At 64.0% G+C, this 16578-nt stretch carries 16 protein-coding genes and 1 pseudogene; 8 read left to right on the forward strand and 9 right to left on the reverse strand.

Annotated elements, in window-relative coordinates; all coding sequences use genetic code 11:
• Window positions 1-11: 11 nt before the first annotated feature.
• On the reverse strand, window positions 12-146 hold the full coding sequence (locus RM530_RS16685) for a hypothetical protein (protein ID WP_311366394.1): 135 nt from the start codon (window positions 144-146) through the stop codon (window positions 12-14).
• Between the two features lie 85 nt (window positions 147-231).
• Between RM530_RS16685 and RM530_RS16690 the strand changes: the two genes are divergently transcribed.
• The 3 genes from RM530_RS16690 to RM530_RS16700 are packed head-to-tail and all read left to right on the forward strand — an operon-like array spanning window position 232 to window position 3403.
• Window positions 232-720 carry a MarR family winged helix-turn-helix transcriptional regulator gene (locus RM530_RS16690; protein WP_311366395.1) on the forward strand — a complete coding sequence of 163 codons (489 nt, stop codon included), beginning with the start codon at window positions 232-234 and terminating at the stop codon, window positions 718-720.
• Entirely contained in the window at window positions 717-1850 is a 1134-nt protein-coding gene (locus RM530_RS16695; protein WP_311366396.1) for an HlyD family secretion protein, read from the forward strand. Before RM530_RS16690 ends, RM530_RS16695 begins: the two co-directional genes overlap by 4 nt.
• A complete protein-coding gene (locus RM530_RS16700) occupies window positions 1847-3403 on the forward strand; it encodes a DHA2 family efflux MFS transporter permease subunit (protein ID WP_311366397.1) in 1557 nt (518 codons plus the stop codon). The genes RM530_RS16695 and RM530_RS16700 overlap by 4 nt, the downstream gene beginning before the upstream one ends.
• Window positions 3404-3413: 10 nt before the next feature.
• Here the strand turns inward: RM530_RS16700 and yihG are convergent, their stop codons facing one another.
• The 6 genes from yihG to hrpA are packed head-to-tail and all read right to left on the reverse strand — an operon-like array spanning window position 3414 to window position 10713.
• The gene (gene yihG, locus RM530_RS16705) at window positions 3414-4343 is read right to left on the reverse strand and encodes a 1-acylglycerol-3-phosphate O-acyltransferase, YihG family (RefSeq protein ID WP_311366398.1); all 930 of its coding nucleotides are present in this window, start codon (window positions 4341-4343) and stop codon (window positions 3414-3416) included.
• On the reverse strand, window positions 4340-5416 hold the full coding sequence (gene hemE, locus RM530_RS16710; RefSeq protein WP_311366399.1) for a uroporphyrinogen decarboxylase: 1077 nt from the start codon (window positions 5414-5416) through the stop codon (window positions 4340-4342). The genes yihG and hemE overlap by 4 nt, the downstream gene beginning before the upstream one ends.
• Before the next feature lie 41 nt (window positions 5417-5457).
• Complete coding sequence (gene pyrF / locus RM530_RS16715) at window positions 5458-6165, reverse strand: orotidine-5'-phosphate decarboxylase (RefSeq protein WP_311366400.1); 708 nt, start codon at window positions 6163-6165, stop codon at window positions 5458-5460.
• A gap of 20 nt (window positions 6166-6185) precedes the next feature.
• On the reverse strand, window positions 6186-6605 hold the full coding sequence (locus RM530_RS16720) for a PIN domain-containing protein (protein ID WP_311366401.1): 420 nt from the start codon (window positions 6603-6605) through the stop codon (window positions 6186-6188).
• Entirely contained in the window at window positions 6595-6816 is a 222-nt protein-coding gene (locus RM530_RS16725; protein WP_311366402.1) for a hypothetical protein, read from the reverse strand. Before RM530_RS16725 ends, RM530_RS16720 begins: the two co-directional genes overlap by 11 nt.
• Before the next feature lie 39 nt (window positions 6817-6855).
• Window positions 6856-10713 carry an ATP-dependent RNA helicase HrpA gene (gene hrpA / locus RM530_RS16730; protein ID WP_311366403.1) on the reverse strand — a complete coding sequence of 1286 codons (3858 nt, stop codon included), beginning with the start codon at window positions 10711-10713 and terminating at the stop codon, window positions 6856-6858.
• 136 nt (window positions 10714-10849) lie between these two features.
• On the opposite strand from hrpA, the gene RM530_RS16735 reads away from it, so the two are divergent.
• The 3 genes from RM530_RS16735 to RM530_RS16745 all read left to right on the forward strand — a co-directional run bounded on the left by RM530_RS16735 (window position 10850) and on the right by RM530_RS16745 (window position 13000).
• Entirely contained in the window at window positions 10850-11695 is an 846-nt protein-coding gene (locus RM530_RS16735) for a formate/nitrite transporter family protein (RefSeq protein WP_311366404.1), read from the forward strand.
• 415 nt (window positions 11696-12110) lie between these two features.
• The gene (locus RM530_RS16740; RefSeq protein WP_311366405.1) at window positions 12111-12446 is read left to right on the forward strand and encodes a helix-turn-helix domain-containing protein; all 336 of its coding nucleotides are present in this window, start codon (window positions 12111-12113) and stop codon (window positions 12444-12446) included.
• On the forward strand, window positions 12443-13000 hold the full coding sequence (locus RM530_RS16745; protein ID WP_311366406.1) for an RES family NAD+ phosphorylase: 558 nt from the start codon (window positions 12443-12445) through the stop codon (window positions 12998-13000). The genes RM530_RS16740 and RM530_RS16745 overlap by 4 nt, the downstream gene beginning before the upstream one ends.
• Before the next feature lie 302 nt (window positions 13001-13302).
• Here the strand turns inward: RM530_RS16745 and RM530_RS16750 are convergent, their stop codons facing one another.
• Window positions 13303-13746: an alpha/beta fold hydrolase gene (locus tag RM530_RS16750; RefSeq protein ID WP_311366407.1), complete on the reverse strand. Its 444-nt coding sequence runs from the start codon at window positions 13744-13746 to the stop codon at window positions 13303-13305.
• 19 nt (window positions 13747-13765) lie between these two features.
• Window positions 13766-13888 (reverse strand): annotated as a pseudogene (locus RM530_RS16755) (YdbL family probable chaperone protein); the annotation flags it as partial.
• Window positions 13889-13985: 97 nt separating this feature from the next.
• Here RM530_RS16755 and RM530_RS16760 point away from each other — a divergent pair.
• Both RM530_RS16760 and RM530_RS16765 read left to right on the forward strand, forming a co-directional pair.
• Window positions 13986-14414 (forward strand): S8 family serine peptidase, encoded by a 429-nt coding sequence (locus RM530_RS16760; protein ID WP_311366408.1) that lies wholly within the window; start codon window positions 13986-13988, stop codon window positions 14412-14414.
• On the forward strand, window positions 14360-16486 hold the full coding sequence (locus RM530_RS16765) for a prolyl oligopeptidase family serine peptidase (RefSeq protein WP_311366409.1): 2127 nt from the start codon (window positions 14360-14362) through the stop codon (window positions 16484-16486). The genes RM530_RS16760 and RM530_RS16765 overlap by 55 nt, the downstream gene beginning before the upstream one ends.
• The last annotated feature ends 92 nt before the right edge of the window (window positions 16487-16578 follow it).

The raw sequence follows: 16578 nt of genomic DNA on the forward strand, positions 1-16578 counted from the left end.
GCGGCGGCCGCTCAGCCTTTCAGCAGGGCGGCGATGGCGCGTTGCGGTGGATCGCAGCGCTCGCTGTATGCAGCGCAGCAGCAGTTGATCCGTACATGCCTGGCGCGCGACACGACGCGGTAGCCGGCATCGGTCATGGATGTCATGGATGTCATGGGGCGTGGGCACTTTCTCGCATAAATAGTAAGTACACTATTTATTAATATACTTACTATATCGTAGGATGGCGTCATGAGCAGACCGATTGCCAACCTTGGTGCCGCTTCGACGCTGTCGGAGGTGGCGCGGCTGATACGTGGTGATTTCAGGCGACGCGCCCAGCACCTGGGTTTGACCCAGCCGCAGTGGCGCGTGCTGATCAGCCTCTCGAAGTCGCCCGGCATCAACCAGGCCACGCTGGCCGAAATTCTCGAAGTGCATCCGGTGACCGTGACCCAGATCGTGGACCGCCTGGTCAAGGCGGGCTGGGTGCGGCGCGCGCCGCATGCGAGCGATCGTCGCGCAGTCAGCCTGCATCTCACCGAATCGGCCGAGCCGCTGCTGCTTGAACTCAATGAGGTCGCAAACCAGGTCCGCGAAGCGGCGCTGGCCGGGCTGAAAAATTCGGAGCGTAGCCAGCTTGAGTCCCTGCTGCTGCGGATCAAGTGCAACCTCATTGGCGAAAGCCCGTCCTCTTCCTGCGTGCCCCCCGCGCAAATCCCGAACAAGAAACAAGCATGAACGCCCCTGAAACCCCAGTTCTCGATTCTTCCCGAACCTTGCAGCGGCAGCGAATGCGCCGCGCTCTGTTCCTGGTGGTACCCGTTCTCGTGGCGATTGCCGGCGTCTATCTGTGGTTTGTCGGGGGCCGCTACGTCAGCACCGACAACGCCTATGTGAAGGCCAACATGGTCGATGTGGGCGCCGAGGTCAGTGGCAAGATCATGTCCGTCAAGGTGCGCGAGAATCAGCGCGTGAGGGCCGGCGATCTTCTGCTGCGGATTGATCCGCGACCTTATGAAGTGGCGCTGCACGATGCCCAGGCCCGACTCGAGCAGTCGCGCATGCAGGTCGGATCGCTCAAGGCGGCATATGCGCAAAAGCAGTCCGGTCTGGCGGCGGCACGCGATGACCTGCGCTTCGCCGAAATCCAGCTGAGGCGCGTCAAGAACCTTCACGAGCGCGATGCGGTGTCCAAGTCCGCGCTCGATCAGGCGCAGCACGATCTCGATGTGGCACGAAATACGGTCAACAAGCTGCAAAGCGAAGGTGACGAGACCCTGGTGCAACTTGGGGGCAAGCTTGACCAGCCGCTGGAGCGACATCCTGCGGTGATGGCGGCACAGGCTGCGCTGGAGCAGGCGCAATTGAATTTGCAGCGCTGTTCGGTGCAGGCGCCGATCAATGGCGTCGCCTCCAAGGTTCCGGAAATCGGCCAGTACGCGACGCCGGGCTTGCCGATGATCAGTGTCGTTGCCGATCAGGACACCTGGATCGAGGCCAACTTCAAGGAGGACCAGCTCGCGGGGATTCGCCCTGGCGCCGAGGTCGAGGTCGAGATCGATGCCTATCCGGGCGAACGGTGGACAGCCACGGTGCAGAGCATCGGGCAGGCCACCGGGGCCGAGTTTTCGCTACTGCCGCCGCAGAACGCTACCGGCAACTGGGTCAAGGTCGTGCAGCGCCTGCCGGTGCGACTGGCGATCGAACACCATGAGCACGAATCCGAACTTCGCTCCGGCCTCAGCGCCGAGGTCGCGATCGACACCGGAATTCCCGACCGCGTGAAAGCGATCTACAGCGCCCTGGGGCTGAGCCAGGCCGGCGAGCAGGCGACTCAACAGGCATCGCTGGCCGCCGATCACTCGTGAGCGCGGTGACGCACGGCGGCGCACCGGCGGTGGCCGGCTCACCACGCCTGCTGGTGACCTTCGGCACCTTGTCCGCCACGATGATGCAGGCGCTCGACACCACGATCGCCAACGTCGCGCTGCCGCACATGCAAGGCAGCTTGTCGGCGTCCCAGGATCAGATCGCGTGGGTGCTGACCTCGTACATCGTCGCTTCGGCGATTGCGACCACGCCCACGGGCTATCTCGCCAATCGCTTCGGCGTGAAGCGAATCTTCCTGATCGCGATCTCGGGCTTCACGATCGCCTCGATGTTGTGCGGCATCGCCGGAAACCTCGGCGAGCTCGTCCTGTTCCGTCTGCTGCAGGGCGTATTCGGCGCCGCGCTGGTGCCGCTGTCGCAGACCACTCTGCTCGACAGCTACCCTCGCGAGCAGCAGGGTTCGGCAATGGCGGCCTGGGGCGTGGGCGTGATGATCGGCCCGATTCTGGGCCCCGCCCTCGGCGGCTGGTTGACCGAGCACTACAGCTGGCGATGGGTGTTCTATATCAATGTGCCGATCGGGATTGCCACGTTTCTGGCGCTCAGCGCCGCGCTGCCCAAATCGGAACCGAGACGCGCCGAGCCGATGGACTTCAAGGGCTTCGCATTTCTGAGCATCGCCATCGGCAGCCTGCAGTTGATGCTGGACCGAGGTCAGAGCCAGGACTGGTTCAATTCGAGTGAGATCATGATCGAATGCTGTACGGCGATCGCCTCGTTCTATCTGTTTGTCGTGCATACGCTGACCACGGACCGACCCTTCATCTCACCGCAGCTGTTTCGGGATCGAAACCTGGTCGGAGGTCTGGTGGTCATCGCGATTATGGGCATCGTGTTGTTCTCCACCTTTGCCCTGCTGCCGCCGTTCCTGCAGAACCTGCAGGGCTACCCGGTGGTGACGGCCGGCCTGGTCATGGCGCCGCGCGGCATCGGCACGATGATCGCCATGCAGATTTCCGGCCGCATCCTGCGGCGCGTCGATGCGCGCCTGCCGATCCTTGTCGGAATGTTGCTGCTGGCCTATGCCTTGTACTGGATGTCCACGTTCAGTCTGGATGTGCCGAGCAGCCATATCGTCTGGAGCGGATTCGTTCAGGGCCTGGGGATCGGTTTCGTGTTCGTGCCGCTGTCGACCTTGAGTTTCTCGACCCTGCCACACGCCTATCGCAGCGACGGAACCTCGCTGTATGCCCTGCTGCGCAATGTCGGCAGCAGCGTGGGCATCGCGCTTGCGTTCGCCTACCAGACCTACGGCACGCGCATGGCGCACTCGGTGCTGGTCGAGAACGTGAATCCGTACAACCCGGCCCTGATCGGCTACGTGAATGGGGATACCGGCCTGATGGGTCTCAGCGGCCTGCTGCAGATCGAGGCGGAGGCGCAGCGGCAGGCCGCCATGATCGGCATGCTCGGCGATTTTCACTACATGGCGGTCGGCGTTCTGCTCGGTATTCCGCTGCTGCTGCTATTGAAGCCCGTGAAGCACGATCAACCCAATGCGGACGAATTCGAAGCCGCAGTCATGGAGTGAGGCGCTGCGCTCAGACGGTATGTGGCCGCGCCTCGCCGTGAGCGCTTCCGGCCAGCGTATCCAGCCGTTTGTCCTTGCGCGTCCACAGCGTATTGACCCACTGCTGGAAGCGCATGCGAAACGCGGCATCAGCTTGATAGTTGCCGCCGAGGTGCTCGGTCGGAACCGGCAACACATCAATGTGGATTACCAAATCATTCTGTTCGCCGCGCAGGAACCCGCCGACCAACGAGTGCCGGCTCGGTTGGTAGGCGATGCTCACATCGATGATGCCGGCGAACTGATCCCCCATCGCGTTGAGCGCGAACGACATGCCGGCCGATTTCGGCCGCAGCAGATGCCGGTACGGTGAGCCGCGCGAGACGCGCTTGGCTTCGGTAAATCGGGTGCCTTCGAGGAAGTTCACGACCGTAGCCGGGCGTTCGCGATACTTCGCGCACATGCGCCGCGTGGTTTCCAGATCCTGGTCGCGCAGCGCCGGATTCTTCTTCAGTGATTCCTTGGTGTGCCGCTTCATGAACGGGAAATCCAGCGCCCAGCAGGCCTGGCCGATGATCGGCACGTACTTGAGCTGGTCCTTGAGGAAGAAGCGCGGGAACGGCGCGCGGCCATGCAACACATCGAACAACAAGACGATATCGACCCAGGACTGGTGATTGCAGATCAGCAGCCAGCTGCGTTTCGGGTCCAGTGTTCCATTGATCTCGACGCGCCAATTGATCGGATAGAGGGTACGCAGGAAGATTCCGTTGGCGCCGACCCAGGCATTGGCGATCGCGATCAGGATTCCGGCACACAGGCTGCGCCAGGCCGGAACCGGCACCAGCAGCTTCAACAGGATGAACGGAATCATCAGGCTGAAAGCCACCGTGATCAGCACACACAGCCCGATGAAGCCCAGCACCGAGACCAGTGAGCGTGGCAGAAACAGGGAAATCATGAGGCCCGTCCGGGGCGCAGGTGATACGCGGGGCTGAGTTCTTGCACGGCTTCGATCATGGCGCCGGCGTGATCGGGCGGTACGCCCTGCAGAATGCCGTGACCGAGGTTGAAGACGTGGCCGGAACCGTGGCCGAAACTTTCAAGCACGCGCGCCACCTCGGCACGGATCACGGACGGCGGCGCAAACAGCGCGCACGGGTCCAGGTTACCCTGGATCGCCACGCGCTCGCCGACGCGTGCGCGCGCAACCGACAGATCGGTGGTCCAGTCCACGCCAAGCGCGGTGCAACCGGTATCCGCCATCGCTTCCAGATGTTGACCGCCATTCTTGGTGAACAGAATCACCGGTACGTCCGGCGCAAGCGCCTGGACGCGCGCGACGATCTTCGCCATGGGTGCCAGCGAGAAGCGCTGATACAAGGCAGGTGACAGCACGCCGCCCCAGGTGTCGAAGACCATCAGCGCCTGCGCACCGGCCCTGGCCTGCGCGGCGAGGTATTGCGTGACCGACTCGGCAAGCTTGTCGACCAGCATCTGCAGCGCCTCGGGTTCCTCGAACGCCATGCGCTTGATGATCGCGAAGTCATGTCCGCCACGGCCCTCGACCATGTAGGTCGCCAGCGTCCACGGGCTGCCGGAAAAGCCGATCAGCGGCACGCGACCGTTGAGCGCGCCGCGAATCGTGCGCACGCCGTCCATCACGTAGCGCAGCTCGGTTTCCGGGTCCGGTAGTGGCAGTGCCTCGATGGCTGCCGCACTGCGCAATGGCCGTTCGAACTTCGGGCCTTCGCCTTCAGCGAAGTACAGGCCCAGACCCATCGCGTCCGGAATCGTGAGGATGTCGGAAAACAGGATCGCCGCGTCCAGCGGGTAGCGGTCCAGTGGTTGCAGCGTGACTTCGCAGGCCAGCTCCGGCGTCTTGCACAGCCTCAGGAAATCGCCGGCTCGCGCGCGCGATGCACGGTATTCTGGGAGATAGCGCCCGGCCTGGCGCATCATCCATACCGGCGTGCGGTCCACGGGTTCGCGGCGCAGCGCGCGCAGGAATCGGTCGTTTTTCAGCTCAGACATCCGGTTGTCCAGGAACGAGAGTCAAGGGGCGTAGCCGGGCATCATAGCGCCGACGCGATTTCGTGCTGTATCGCCTGCGCCATGGCGCGCGGATCGGCCGCATCGCGGATCGGTCGGCCGACGACGAGATAATCGGCTCCGGCGCGGATCGCGTCGGCCGGCGTCATGATGCGCTTCTGGTCGGCTTCCACGCGGTTTTCGACCGGCCGGATGCCGGGCGTCACGCAGATCAGTTTGTCGCCGATCTCGGCCTTGAGCTTTGCCACCTCCAGGCCCGAGGACACCACGCCGTCGCAACCGGCCGCCAGCGCGCGGCGTGCGCGCGACAGCACCAGCGCCGGGATGTCGCATTCGAAGCCCAGGTCGTCGAGATCGCCCTGGTCGAGCGAGGTCAGCGCCGTGACCCCGAGCACCTTGATCGACGAATTCCCCTTGGCGCCAGCGGCGGCTTCCATGATCGACTGGTTGCCGTGCACCGTGCAGAAGTCGGCGCCGCGCTCGGCGAGTCCGCGCACTGCGCGCGCCACGGTTTCCGGGATGTCGAAAAACTTGAGGTCCACGAACACGCGCTTGTGTTCGGCACGCAGCCAGTCCAGAAACTCGAAGAAGCCGGGCTGCATGAACAGCTCCAGGCCGATCTTGTAGAACACCGCCGCGTCGCCGATTACTGCGACCAGCCCCTTGGCGTCGGGGATGGTGGGCAGGTCGAGGGCGACGATGAGGCGTTCGTTGGGGGCTGGGGTGGGCATGGTTCCAGGACAGTTGCGGACTACAGGAAGGGATTATGAACAATCAGACGATCCAGCTTCTGTCCGTGTTGCAGGTCTTCGCTGTAGAGCCGGCGACAACCGGACTGCATGGCGGCCGAGACGATCAGGGCATCGTAGAAGTTGAAGCCATACCGTTCCTGGATGTCGATCCCGCGTCGATAAAGTTCGGGAGTGGGCATCACCCGCCATAGCGGAGCCAGCACCACGTCGAGATAGTCGCGCGCAGTCGCCGGCGTCATCGGGATACTGGCCTTGCGCAGACCGGCATTCAGACATTCCTGAACCACCTGAAAACTGATGCAGGCATCGCCCTTGGCCAGGGCGGATTCGACCAGACGCCGCGCGACCCGGTGCTTTTGTGGTTCGCTGTCGTCGAGATGGTAGAGCAGGATGTTGGTGTCGAGAAAATCAACGCTCATTGAGCTCGTCCCGGCTCAATTTTCGGCCAAGACGAACCTGCCCGCGCAGCTGCGCCATGACCTCCTCATAGCGCTGCGTCCGGTTTTCGCGTTCGGTGTATTCCACCAGCCAGGCACGAAACTTCTCGTTCAGCGTGCTGTGTTCGGCCCGGGCCTTGGACCGCGCGGCTTCAATCAAGTCGTCCTGAGCGCTGAGGGTAATGTTCTTCATGGTGAATCACGAGAAATGTGTGCACGAAAGCAGTGTACATCACTGTTTCAGTGCGGCAACAAGCTTGGCGGCATTCGGCCCGCCGATCGCCTTGAGTTCCTGCGCGAACAGCAGCACGCGCCATTCCTCCAGCAGCCAACGCGCCGGATGCCAGGCCGATGGCAGCGCCTGCGCCAGCGGCCAGACCTTCGCGTTCAGTTCCTGATCGCGCTGCGGCTTGTTGGCGATGCGGTCCAGGCGCAGCGACAGCGCCTTGAGGTAGACCGGAATCCGCGGCCAGGCCTCGCCCGGGATTTCGCGTGCAAAACCCGGCGCCAGCAAGCTTTCGATCTGCTGGCGCATGTCGCGTCCGGCATCCGGCCAAGTGGATTCGAGTCTGCCGATACGGATGCGCAGCACCGAGGCCTGCGCCAGCCAGTCCTTGATTTCGTCGAGGCTGCGATAGGCCGTCTGTGAAAACTGGCCGCGGCGCTCGAAGGCCGCCTGAAACCCGGCCTGGGTGCGCGGCACGTTGCCGTCCAACAGCACCTCGTCGACCAGCCGCGCCGCCAGATCCTCGGCCAACGTGTCCGGCCGCAGTTCGGTGCCGACCAGCGACAGGCCGAAGGCGCGCTGCGCGCTCTTGCGCAGGTCGCGCACGCGGTCGGCGATGCGGGTCATCAGCAAGGCGCGTACGCCGACGCGATGCGCGGCTTCGGCCGCATCGCGGGATTCGAACAGGCGCAGACGCAGTTGGCCCTGATCCAGGGCCAGCGCCGGAATTCCGCGCGCGCCGGTGTCGGTATCGGTGTTGGAATGGGCCTCGTCCGGCAGGTCGCCGAAATCCCAGTGTTCGACCTTGTCGCGCACCCAGGGATTCGGGCCGGCCGCGCGGTTGAGCGCCTCGCGCGCGGCCTCGCGTTTGCCGTGCTGCAGAACCTCCAGGCTTGCGCCTTCGGCAAGCTTGCGGCCGCGTTCGTCCTCGACCAGGAACCACGGCCGCAGATGGGCTTCGAGCTTGTCCGGCTCGAAATCTTCGGGCTTGAGTTCGAAGCCGGTCATGGTCTTGAAACGCGTGCACAGTGCCGGCAGCAGCGCGCCGTCGGCCGGCGACAGGCTTTCAGCCAGCGCGCGGCCGTACTCGGCGGCCGGCGTGCAGTGGCGCCGCAGGGAATTCGGCAGCGAACGCAGCAGGCCTTCGAACAGCGCCGGACGCAGGCCCGGCACCAGCCAGTCGAAGGGCTGCGCGTCGAGCCGATGCAGCAGCGCCAGCGGCAGCTGGATGACCACGCCGTCGGCGTCCGATCCGGGATCGTGGCGGTAGCTCAGGCGCAGGCTCAGTTCGCCGAGTTCGAGATGGTCCGGGAACAAGGCCTTGACGTCGGTGCTCGCGCCGCGTCGCAGCACATCGGCTTCTTCCATCAACAGCGTGTGGCGTTCGACGCCGCCCTGACGGCTTTCGATGCCGCTGCGATGCAGCCATTTCCTGAGCGCGGCGACGGTGTTCATGTCCGCCGGAATGCACGCGTCGTAGAACGCGAACCACTGGTCCTCGTCGGCCAGCAGGTCCGGCCGGCGCAGACGGATTTCCTGTTCGCGCAGCGATTCGATCAAGGCCAAGTTCTGTTTCAGGAACTGCGGCTTGTTCGGCAGATTGCCGCGCACCAGGGCTTCGAGTATGAAGATGCCGCGCGCTTCGGCCGGCTCGATCGAACCGTAGTGCCGCACACGCTTGTACAGCGGCAAGCCGAGCAGGCTGCCGTATTCGGTGGCCGTGACCTCGCCGCGCTGCGCGTTCCATTCCGGGTGCTGATACCTGCGCTTGAGCAGATGGGTGCCGACGGCTTCCAGCCATTCGATTTCGATCGCGGCATTGGTCCGTGCGAACAGTTGCGAGGTCTGCACCAGTTGCGCGCTCATCACCCAGGCCGGCGCCTTCTTGGCGATGCCGGAGCCCGGAAAGAGGCGGAACTTGCGGCCGCGCGGACCCAGATATTCGCCGGCCTCGAGCCTGCCGCTGCGCAGGCGCTGTGCTGGCTGCTTGTAGCCGATGTGGTCGATCAGCCCGGTCAGCAGCGCCTGATGCAGCGGCGCATACAGATCCTCCGGCATCAGCTGCGTTTCCCGCAGATCGCCACCGAGCGCATCCGTCACCTGGCGGAACACCTGGTCCCATTCGAGCATGCGAGTGAACGACAGGAAGTGCGTGCTGCAGGCGTGCCGCAGATCGCGATTCGACAGTTCCTCGCGCCACTGCCGCCAGCGCTGCCACAGTTGCAGCAGCGTCAGAAAGTCCGAGCGCAGATGCCGCCATTCGGCATGTTTCTGGCGCGCGGCCTCGCGCCTGTCCGGCGGCACTTCATGCGGATCCTGCACCGACAGCGCAGCGGCCAGCACCGCGACTTCGCGCGGACACGGCGTGTCACGGCCGGCGATGGCGATGCGCGCGATGCGCGGGTCCAGCGGCAGCCGCGCCAATTCCTGGCCCTGCCGGGTGATGCGCCGCTCGCCGGCCTCGCCTTCCATCGCGCCGAGCAGTTGCAGCAGGCGATAGCCTTCGGTCACGTGTCTGGAGGCCGGCGCGTCGATCCACGGGAAATCCTCGACCGCGCCGAGCCGCAGCGCCTGCATCTGCAGGATCACGCCGGCCAGATTGGAACGCAGGATTTCTGGGTCGGTGAACCGCTCGCGTTTGGCGAAGTCTTGCTCGGCGTAGAGCCGCAGACAGATGCCGGGACCGACCCGGCCGCAGCGCCCGGCGCGTTGATTCGAGGCGGCCTGGCTGATCGGCTCGATGTGTAGTTGCTGCACGCCCAGACGCGTGGAATAGCGGTTGACGCGCGCGCTGCCGGTATCCACGACGTAACGGATGCCGGGCACCGTGACCGAGGTTTCGGCGACGTTGGTGGCCAGCACGATGCGCGGCGGCCCGCCGGTGGAGAACACGCGGTCCTGCTGCGCTGCCGGCAGGCGTGAATACAGCGGCAAGACCTGCGCGTGCGGGAAGCGCTTCGGCAGCAGCCGCGCGCAGTCCTTGATTTCGCGTTCGCCGGGCAGGAACACCAATATGTCCCCGTCCGGTCGCGGTCGCCACAGCGATTCGATGCCGCGCGCGACCTGGTCTTCGAGATCCTCGTCCTTCTCGGCCTCGCGATAGCGGACCTCCACCGGAAAGCTGCGGCCGGACACGGTGAGAATCGGCGCGCCGTCGAAATGCGCGGACAGACGTTCCGGGTCCAGCGTGGCCGAGGTGATGAGGATCTTCAAATCCGGACGGCGCTGCTGAATCTGCCGCAGGCGGCCCAGCAGGAAATCGATGTTGAGGCTGCGCTCGTGGGCCTCGTCGATGATGATGGCGTCGTAGGCTTCGAGCCAGCGGTCGCGCGACAGCTCCGCCAGCAGGATACCGTCCGTCATCAGCTTGATCAGGGAGTGCTCGCCCACGCGCTTGTCGAAGCGCGTCTCGAAGCCGACCAGCCCGCCCACCGGCACTTTCAGTTCTTCCGCGATGCGTGAGGCCAGCGCCCGCGCCGCCAGCCGCCGCGGCTGGGTATGGCCGATCAGGCCGCGTCGCCCGCAGCCGGCTTCGAGCAGCAGCTTGGGCAACTGTGTGGACTTGCCGGAACCGGTCTCGCCGCAGACTACCAGCACGGAATGCTTGCGGATCGCGCTCAGCAGTTCTTCGCGCGCCTGCGTGACCGGCAGCGCCTCCGGGTAATGGATGTGTCGTGGCAGCAGACGGCGCCGGTTTTCGGCGCGCCGCTGCGCTGCTTCGAGATCGCGAGCCAGCCCAGCCTCGTCAATGCGCCGACCGCGGCCGGCACGCTGCAACAACTGCGCGAAGCGCGAAGCGTCGCGCACCATCAGCTGGGGCGCAAGCAAACGCAGGCGGTCGGAGAGCTCGGCGCGGGACGGCATCAATACAGAGGCGGGTGCAAGACGGAACCCGCTATTGTCCGGTCTCGCGTGCGCCGATTCCAGCGCCAGCGGAAGGTTTCAGGCCGGGTTCATGGCAGCGCTGACACTGTCAGACGCGTTTTGCCACCTGCCTATCATGAGCGACGACAAGCCGGTAACCCACCGATTCGATGACCCCGAATCGCAGTTGTCCGCAGAAGAAAAGGACAACGTGACCGCAAACCTGCCGCCACGGGCGGCGGTGTTGCACGAAACCATTCGCACTCAGGGCGAGGAAGAGCTAAAGCGGGTGGTTTCGGCTCTGTGGTGGTCGGCGCTCGCAGCCGGTCTGTCCATGGGCTTTTCGATGGTCGCCAAGGGCGTGCTGCATGCCTACCTTCCACCGGGTGGCATCAACCACCTGATCTCGAATCTGGGGTACAGCGTAGGCTTTCTGGTGGTGATCATCGCGCGTCAGCAGTTGTTCACCGAAAACACGCTGACCGCCGTATTGCCGCTGATGAGGCAGCCCACACAGGCCAAGCTGCTCAAACTGCTGCGCTTGTGGGGCGTGGTGCTGGTCGGAAACCTGGCCGGAGTCACGCTGTTCGCCGCCGGCGTGGCCTATGGCGATCTGTTTGGCGATCCGGTGCGCGCATCCTTCGTCAGCCTGGGTGAAGAAGTCATGAAAAACACCGCCACGCAGATGTTCACCAAGGGCATCGTCGCGGGCTGGTTGATCGCGACGATGGTATGGCTGATTCCCGCCGTGCACGAATCCAAGATCGTCATCATCACGGTGATGACCTATCTGATCGGCGTGGCCAACTTCACGCACATCATCGCCGGTGCCACCGAGATCGCTTATCTGGGGTTCGTCGGCAATATCTCGGCCGCCGAAGGCATTTTCCGATTCGGTGTGCCGACCTTGCTCGGCAACATCGTCGGCGGTGCCTTCATTTTCGCGCTGATCAGCCACGCACAGGTGCGGCGCGAAGTCTGATTGGATACGTGAATGAAGAGATCGTTAACGTGAATCACGCGCGGCGTGCCGACCTACCCTCGCCCGCTTGCGGGAGAGCGGTGGGTGAGGGCAACGACCCTGCCGCAGGCGACTCATTCTGCAGGGTGCCGCTCGCGGCGTGGCCGTTAGATCGATTTCTGAGAAGGCAACCATTTGGCGAAATGGTTTCATTTGTTGCTTTAAGTGAAACAACTATGTAAATTCGAGTGACGCATCCATTGGTATCACACCCATGTCCAGCAACGTCATACACCTCCGTCCGCCTAGCACGGATGTCGGTCATTTCGTTCGGCTCGGATCAACAGGACACCTATAGACAGTCGGATCCAACCAGTAGAGCCGCGCTGCTGCGTAGCAAAGACGGCCCAGCTTCTGTTTTCAACCGGGGCAAGTAATGAATGCCGTCGCCAAAACGCTCACGGAACTCAGTGACTATGCCGGCCTGTCCGGCATGGACGTCGCCAATGTGACCGAAGTCTCCAAGGCGACCGTTTCCCGTTGGACGACGGGCAAGGCATCTCCGCAGCCACGCACGCAACTCATACTCTCCGACCTGCACTATGTTGCGAACCGCTTGAGGGACTTCTATACCCCGGCCGAGGTGCGCGTTTGGCTTTACGGTCGAAACGACTTGCTCGATGGCAAGTCAGCCATGGAACTCATCAATGAAAATCGCACCGAGGATGTGTTGGCTGCGATTGAACGCCTGGGTGCCCTGGCGTATTTATGAGCCGTCTGTTCGACCGTGCGCTGCTTGAGCGAATCGAATCCCTCGGGACACAGGCAATCAGGCGGACGGTCTGGCGCGCGTCCTGGACGGCGCGAGATCCCCTGCTCGGCAGCGGTGGTGGCCGGTGGGCGCCGATCGAGGGGCCGGAGGTGCTCTACTGCTCTTGTGAGCACAACGGTGCTCTGGCGGAGGTGTACCACCATCTCTCCAAAGCGCCGATCTTTTCGTCCTCAGACAAATTGATTTGCGAATTGAATGTCAGAACCCGAAGCACGCTTGATCTGACGTCCGAATTCGCACTGGAGCACTTGGGCGTCAACAGAGAAGCCCTGCTGTCTCGAGATCCCCAGCGCACACAGCAGATCGGTGCGGCTGCGTGCTTCCTTGAATGTGACAGCCTGCTGGTGCCATCGGTCCGCTGGGATTGCAGCAATTTGGTTTTATTCGCGGATCGAATACTGCCGCAGGATGGCGTAGAGCTTCGTGCGAGCACCAACGTGAACTGGGCCGCGTGGAGAGAACAGCCGGAGGTCGCTGCCCGACTTCGAAAATAGCGGTGTGAATGGGGCGTAGCTTCGATGTCGGACCCGGCGGCAAGCTCGGTCGCCTGGCGCTGATCGTCCGGTCTGCGTCATCGTCGGTTCCGAAGGCGTTCACTAGAATCAGGCCGCGCGTCGGCCTGACTTTCTGTTCCCGCACCTGCGTCACGCACTCAGGATGACCGGGCTGTTCGATATCCGCGTCGTCTATCAGCAGGGGATCGTGCTTGGTAACGCGGCCGTAAACGAAACCATGGATGCCGCGCGTGCCCACCCGGCATTCGGTTCGAATCGGCGGCGCCACAAAGCGGGATCGATCAGCCGTCCGTGGCCGGTGCCATGCCGGCCCGGGCCCGCAGAAACGGCACGACTGCATCGCTGACGGCCTGCGGATGATCGACGAACGGCCAGTGGCCGCTGTCGTCGAGCACCACCATCTCGCTGACATCGAAGACCTCGCGCTGACGTTCGGCCTGTGCCAAGGGAATGTAAGGATCGCGAGCACCCCACACCACCAGCGCCGGTCGCTTCAGCGGCGCCAGTTGTGCGGCGATGCCATGCGACACGCGCGCAGGATCGCCGGTGGCGCGATACAGGCGCAGCACCGCGCGTCGCGTGCGCTTGTCGAAATCGTCGTACATCCGGTCGACGAAGGCGCGCGGCAGTCCGCGCGGATTGCCGTGACGCAGCAGTGTACGGAACGCTGCCGCAGGCGGCTGTCTGAACCCAGGCGCCGCTGTCGTTCTGATGCCACCAGCCATCGGGTGCGTCGGCGATCCAGCGTTCGGCAAAGGTCTGGCGAATCTGCGCCTCCCATTGCGGCTGGCCGTTGGCTTGCGCGATCTGTCTGTAGAGCGCGATACGGTCGGCGTTCTCGTCGGCGATCAGGCATCTTGACCGCATTGCGCTGCGCCAGCGGCACGGCGTTCGGATCGCGCAGTGCGATCAGCCCACGCTACCGCTGGACGACACCTACAGCTATGCCAGTGCGGGTTTGGGGGTGAACGTCTATGTGATCGACACAGGTCTCGACGCCTCGCATGTCGATTTCGCCGGCCGCATCGCCAGCGGCCGCAACTTCGCGGCCAACAGCACCGGGGGGGCTGCTGTGTCTGCTGCTGGGCGTAATTGCCCGACGCCGGACACGGTCAACACCGATGACTGCAACGGTCACGGCACACAGGCTTCCGGCACGGCCATGGGCACCACCTACGGCGGAATCTCCATGGCGAGTCCGGCGCCAGCGGCAAACAGCGGTATCGAAGCGGGACGGGGGCTGACTCCGTCCCGCTTCGCGTTGCGCGCGCGGCGCTTCCAGAGCGACACTTCCCGGGTTCATGGCCATTGCGCCAAAGCCACAATTCCGGGAAGCCCATGTTCAGAACCGCCTGCCTGTTTGTCGGCCTCATGCTGGCCGCACCTGCCGTGAGCACGGCCCAGAGCTTCGACTACCCGAACGCACGGCAGGGCACGGTCGTCGACGACTATTTCGGTACCCGCGTCGCCGATCCCTATCGCTGGCTCGAAGACGTCGACTCGCCGCAGACGCGCGCCTGGATCGAGGCCGAGAACGCCATTTCAAAACCCTTGCTGGCGAAGCTTCCGGAGCGGCCGGCGTTCGAAAAGCGCATGACCGAATTGTGGAACTACGAACGCAGCGGTACGCCGTTCACGCGCGCGGGCAAGCGCTTCTATCTCAGGAATGACGGCCTGCAGAACCAATCCGTGCTCTACGTCGAGAGTCCGATCGGCGCCACACCGCGCGTGCTGCTCGATCCGAACACGCTGTCGACCGACGGCACGGTCGCCTTGGCCGGAACCGTGGTGTCTCCGGATGGACGCTGGCTGGCCTATGGTCTGCAACGATCCGGTTCCGACTGGCTGGAGTTCCGCTTCCGCGACATCGCCAGCGGTGAGGATCGTACAGACACGCTCAAGCGCATGAAGTTCTCCGAGGTGTCGTGGACGCATGACAGCGCCGGCGTGTTCTATTCGCGCTATCCGGCACCACCGGCCGGCGCCGATCCCGGCACCTTCGACGACCTCGCCAACCAGAAGCTCTACTACCACGTCCTGGGCGAGGACCAGGCCAGGGACCGCTTGATCTATGAACGCCCCGAGCAGCCGAGGCTCGGCTTTGCCGGCGAGGTCACCGCCGATGGTCGCTGGCTGGTGGTTTCGGTCTGGGAGGGCACCAGCCAGAACCTGCTGTATGCCAAGGACCTGCAGACGCCGGATGCGCCGGTGTTCGACGGACCCTTGATCGGGCTGGTCGACGAGTTCCGCGCCGATTTCCTGCTGATCGGCAGTCAGGATTCGCGGCTGTTCGTGCTGAGCAATGACGGCGCCGAGCACAAGCGCGTGATCGCCTTCGAGCCTCTGAAGAACGCCACCGCCGAGGTCGTCATCCCCGAAGGCCCGGACACCATCGACACCGTGACGCGGGCCGGTGACGAACTGATCGTGCTGGCGATGCACGACGCAACGCATCGGCTGCGCCGCTATGGGCTCGATGGCGAGGCGCTCGGTGAGATCGGACTGCCGGGCCTGGGCTCGGTCACCGAAGTCGAAGGCGAAGCCGGTCAGTCCACGCTGTACTACGGCTTCGAGTCGTTCCTGCAACCGACCACCCAGTACGCCTACGACCTCGATCGCGGGCAAGGTTCGGTGTTTTTTGCACCGCAGCTTGCCTATGACCCCGATGATTACGTAACCGAGCAGGTGTTCTACCGCTCCGCCGATGGTACCCGTGTGCCGATGTTCATCAGCCACCGCAAAGGACTGTCACGCGAGCAGACGCACAGAACCTATCTCTATGCTTACGGTGGATTCGATCTCGCGCAGACACCGTCGTTCCAGGTTGAACGTCTGGTCTGGATGGAACGCGGCGGCATCTTCGCACTGGCGAACCTGCGCGGCGGCGGCGAGTATGGCGAAGCCTGGCACCGCGCCGGCACGCTGCAGAACAAGCAGAACGTGTTCGATGACTTCATCGCGGCGGGTCGCTATCTGGTGGCGCAGCGCTGGACCACGCCACGCCAGCTCGGCATCAACGGCCGTTCCAATGGCGGCCTGCTGATCGGCGCCTGCGTCAACCAGGCGCCCGGCCTGTTCGCGGCAGCGGTCCCGACCGTCGGCGTGATGGACATGCTGCGCTTCCAGAAATTCACGATCGGCTGGGCCTGGGTCAGCGACTACGGCTCCAGCGACGATGCCGGGATGTTCCCATCCTTGCGTGCCATCTCACCGGTGCACAACGTGAACCCTGACGCGGACTACCCGGCCGTGCTCGTCACCACCGGCGATCACGACGATCGCGTGGTGCCAGGACATTCGTTCAAGTACACGGCCGCCATGCAGGCCGCGGTGCAAGGCGATGCGCGACCCGTGATCATCCGCATCGATACCAAGGCCGGTCACGGCGGCGGCAAACCGGTGGCCAAGAAGATCGAGGAGTCCGCCGACATCTACGCCTTCCTGTGGCATTACACGGGACTTTGACGGCGTACCGCCACGGCGCCCTGAGCCGAGCGGCAGCATGGCATGATGCATCTTGACGGTTAACGTGAAACAGGCCCACTTCCGGGCATAAT

The sequence above is a fragment of the Banduia mediterranea genome (assembly GCF_031846245.1).
GTDB classification, from domain to species: Bacteria; Pseudomonadota; Gammaproteobacteria; order Nevskiales; family Nevskiaceae; genus Banduia; species Banduia mediterranea.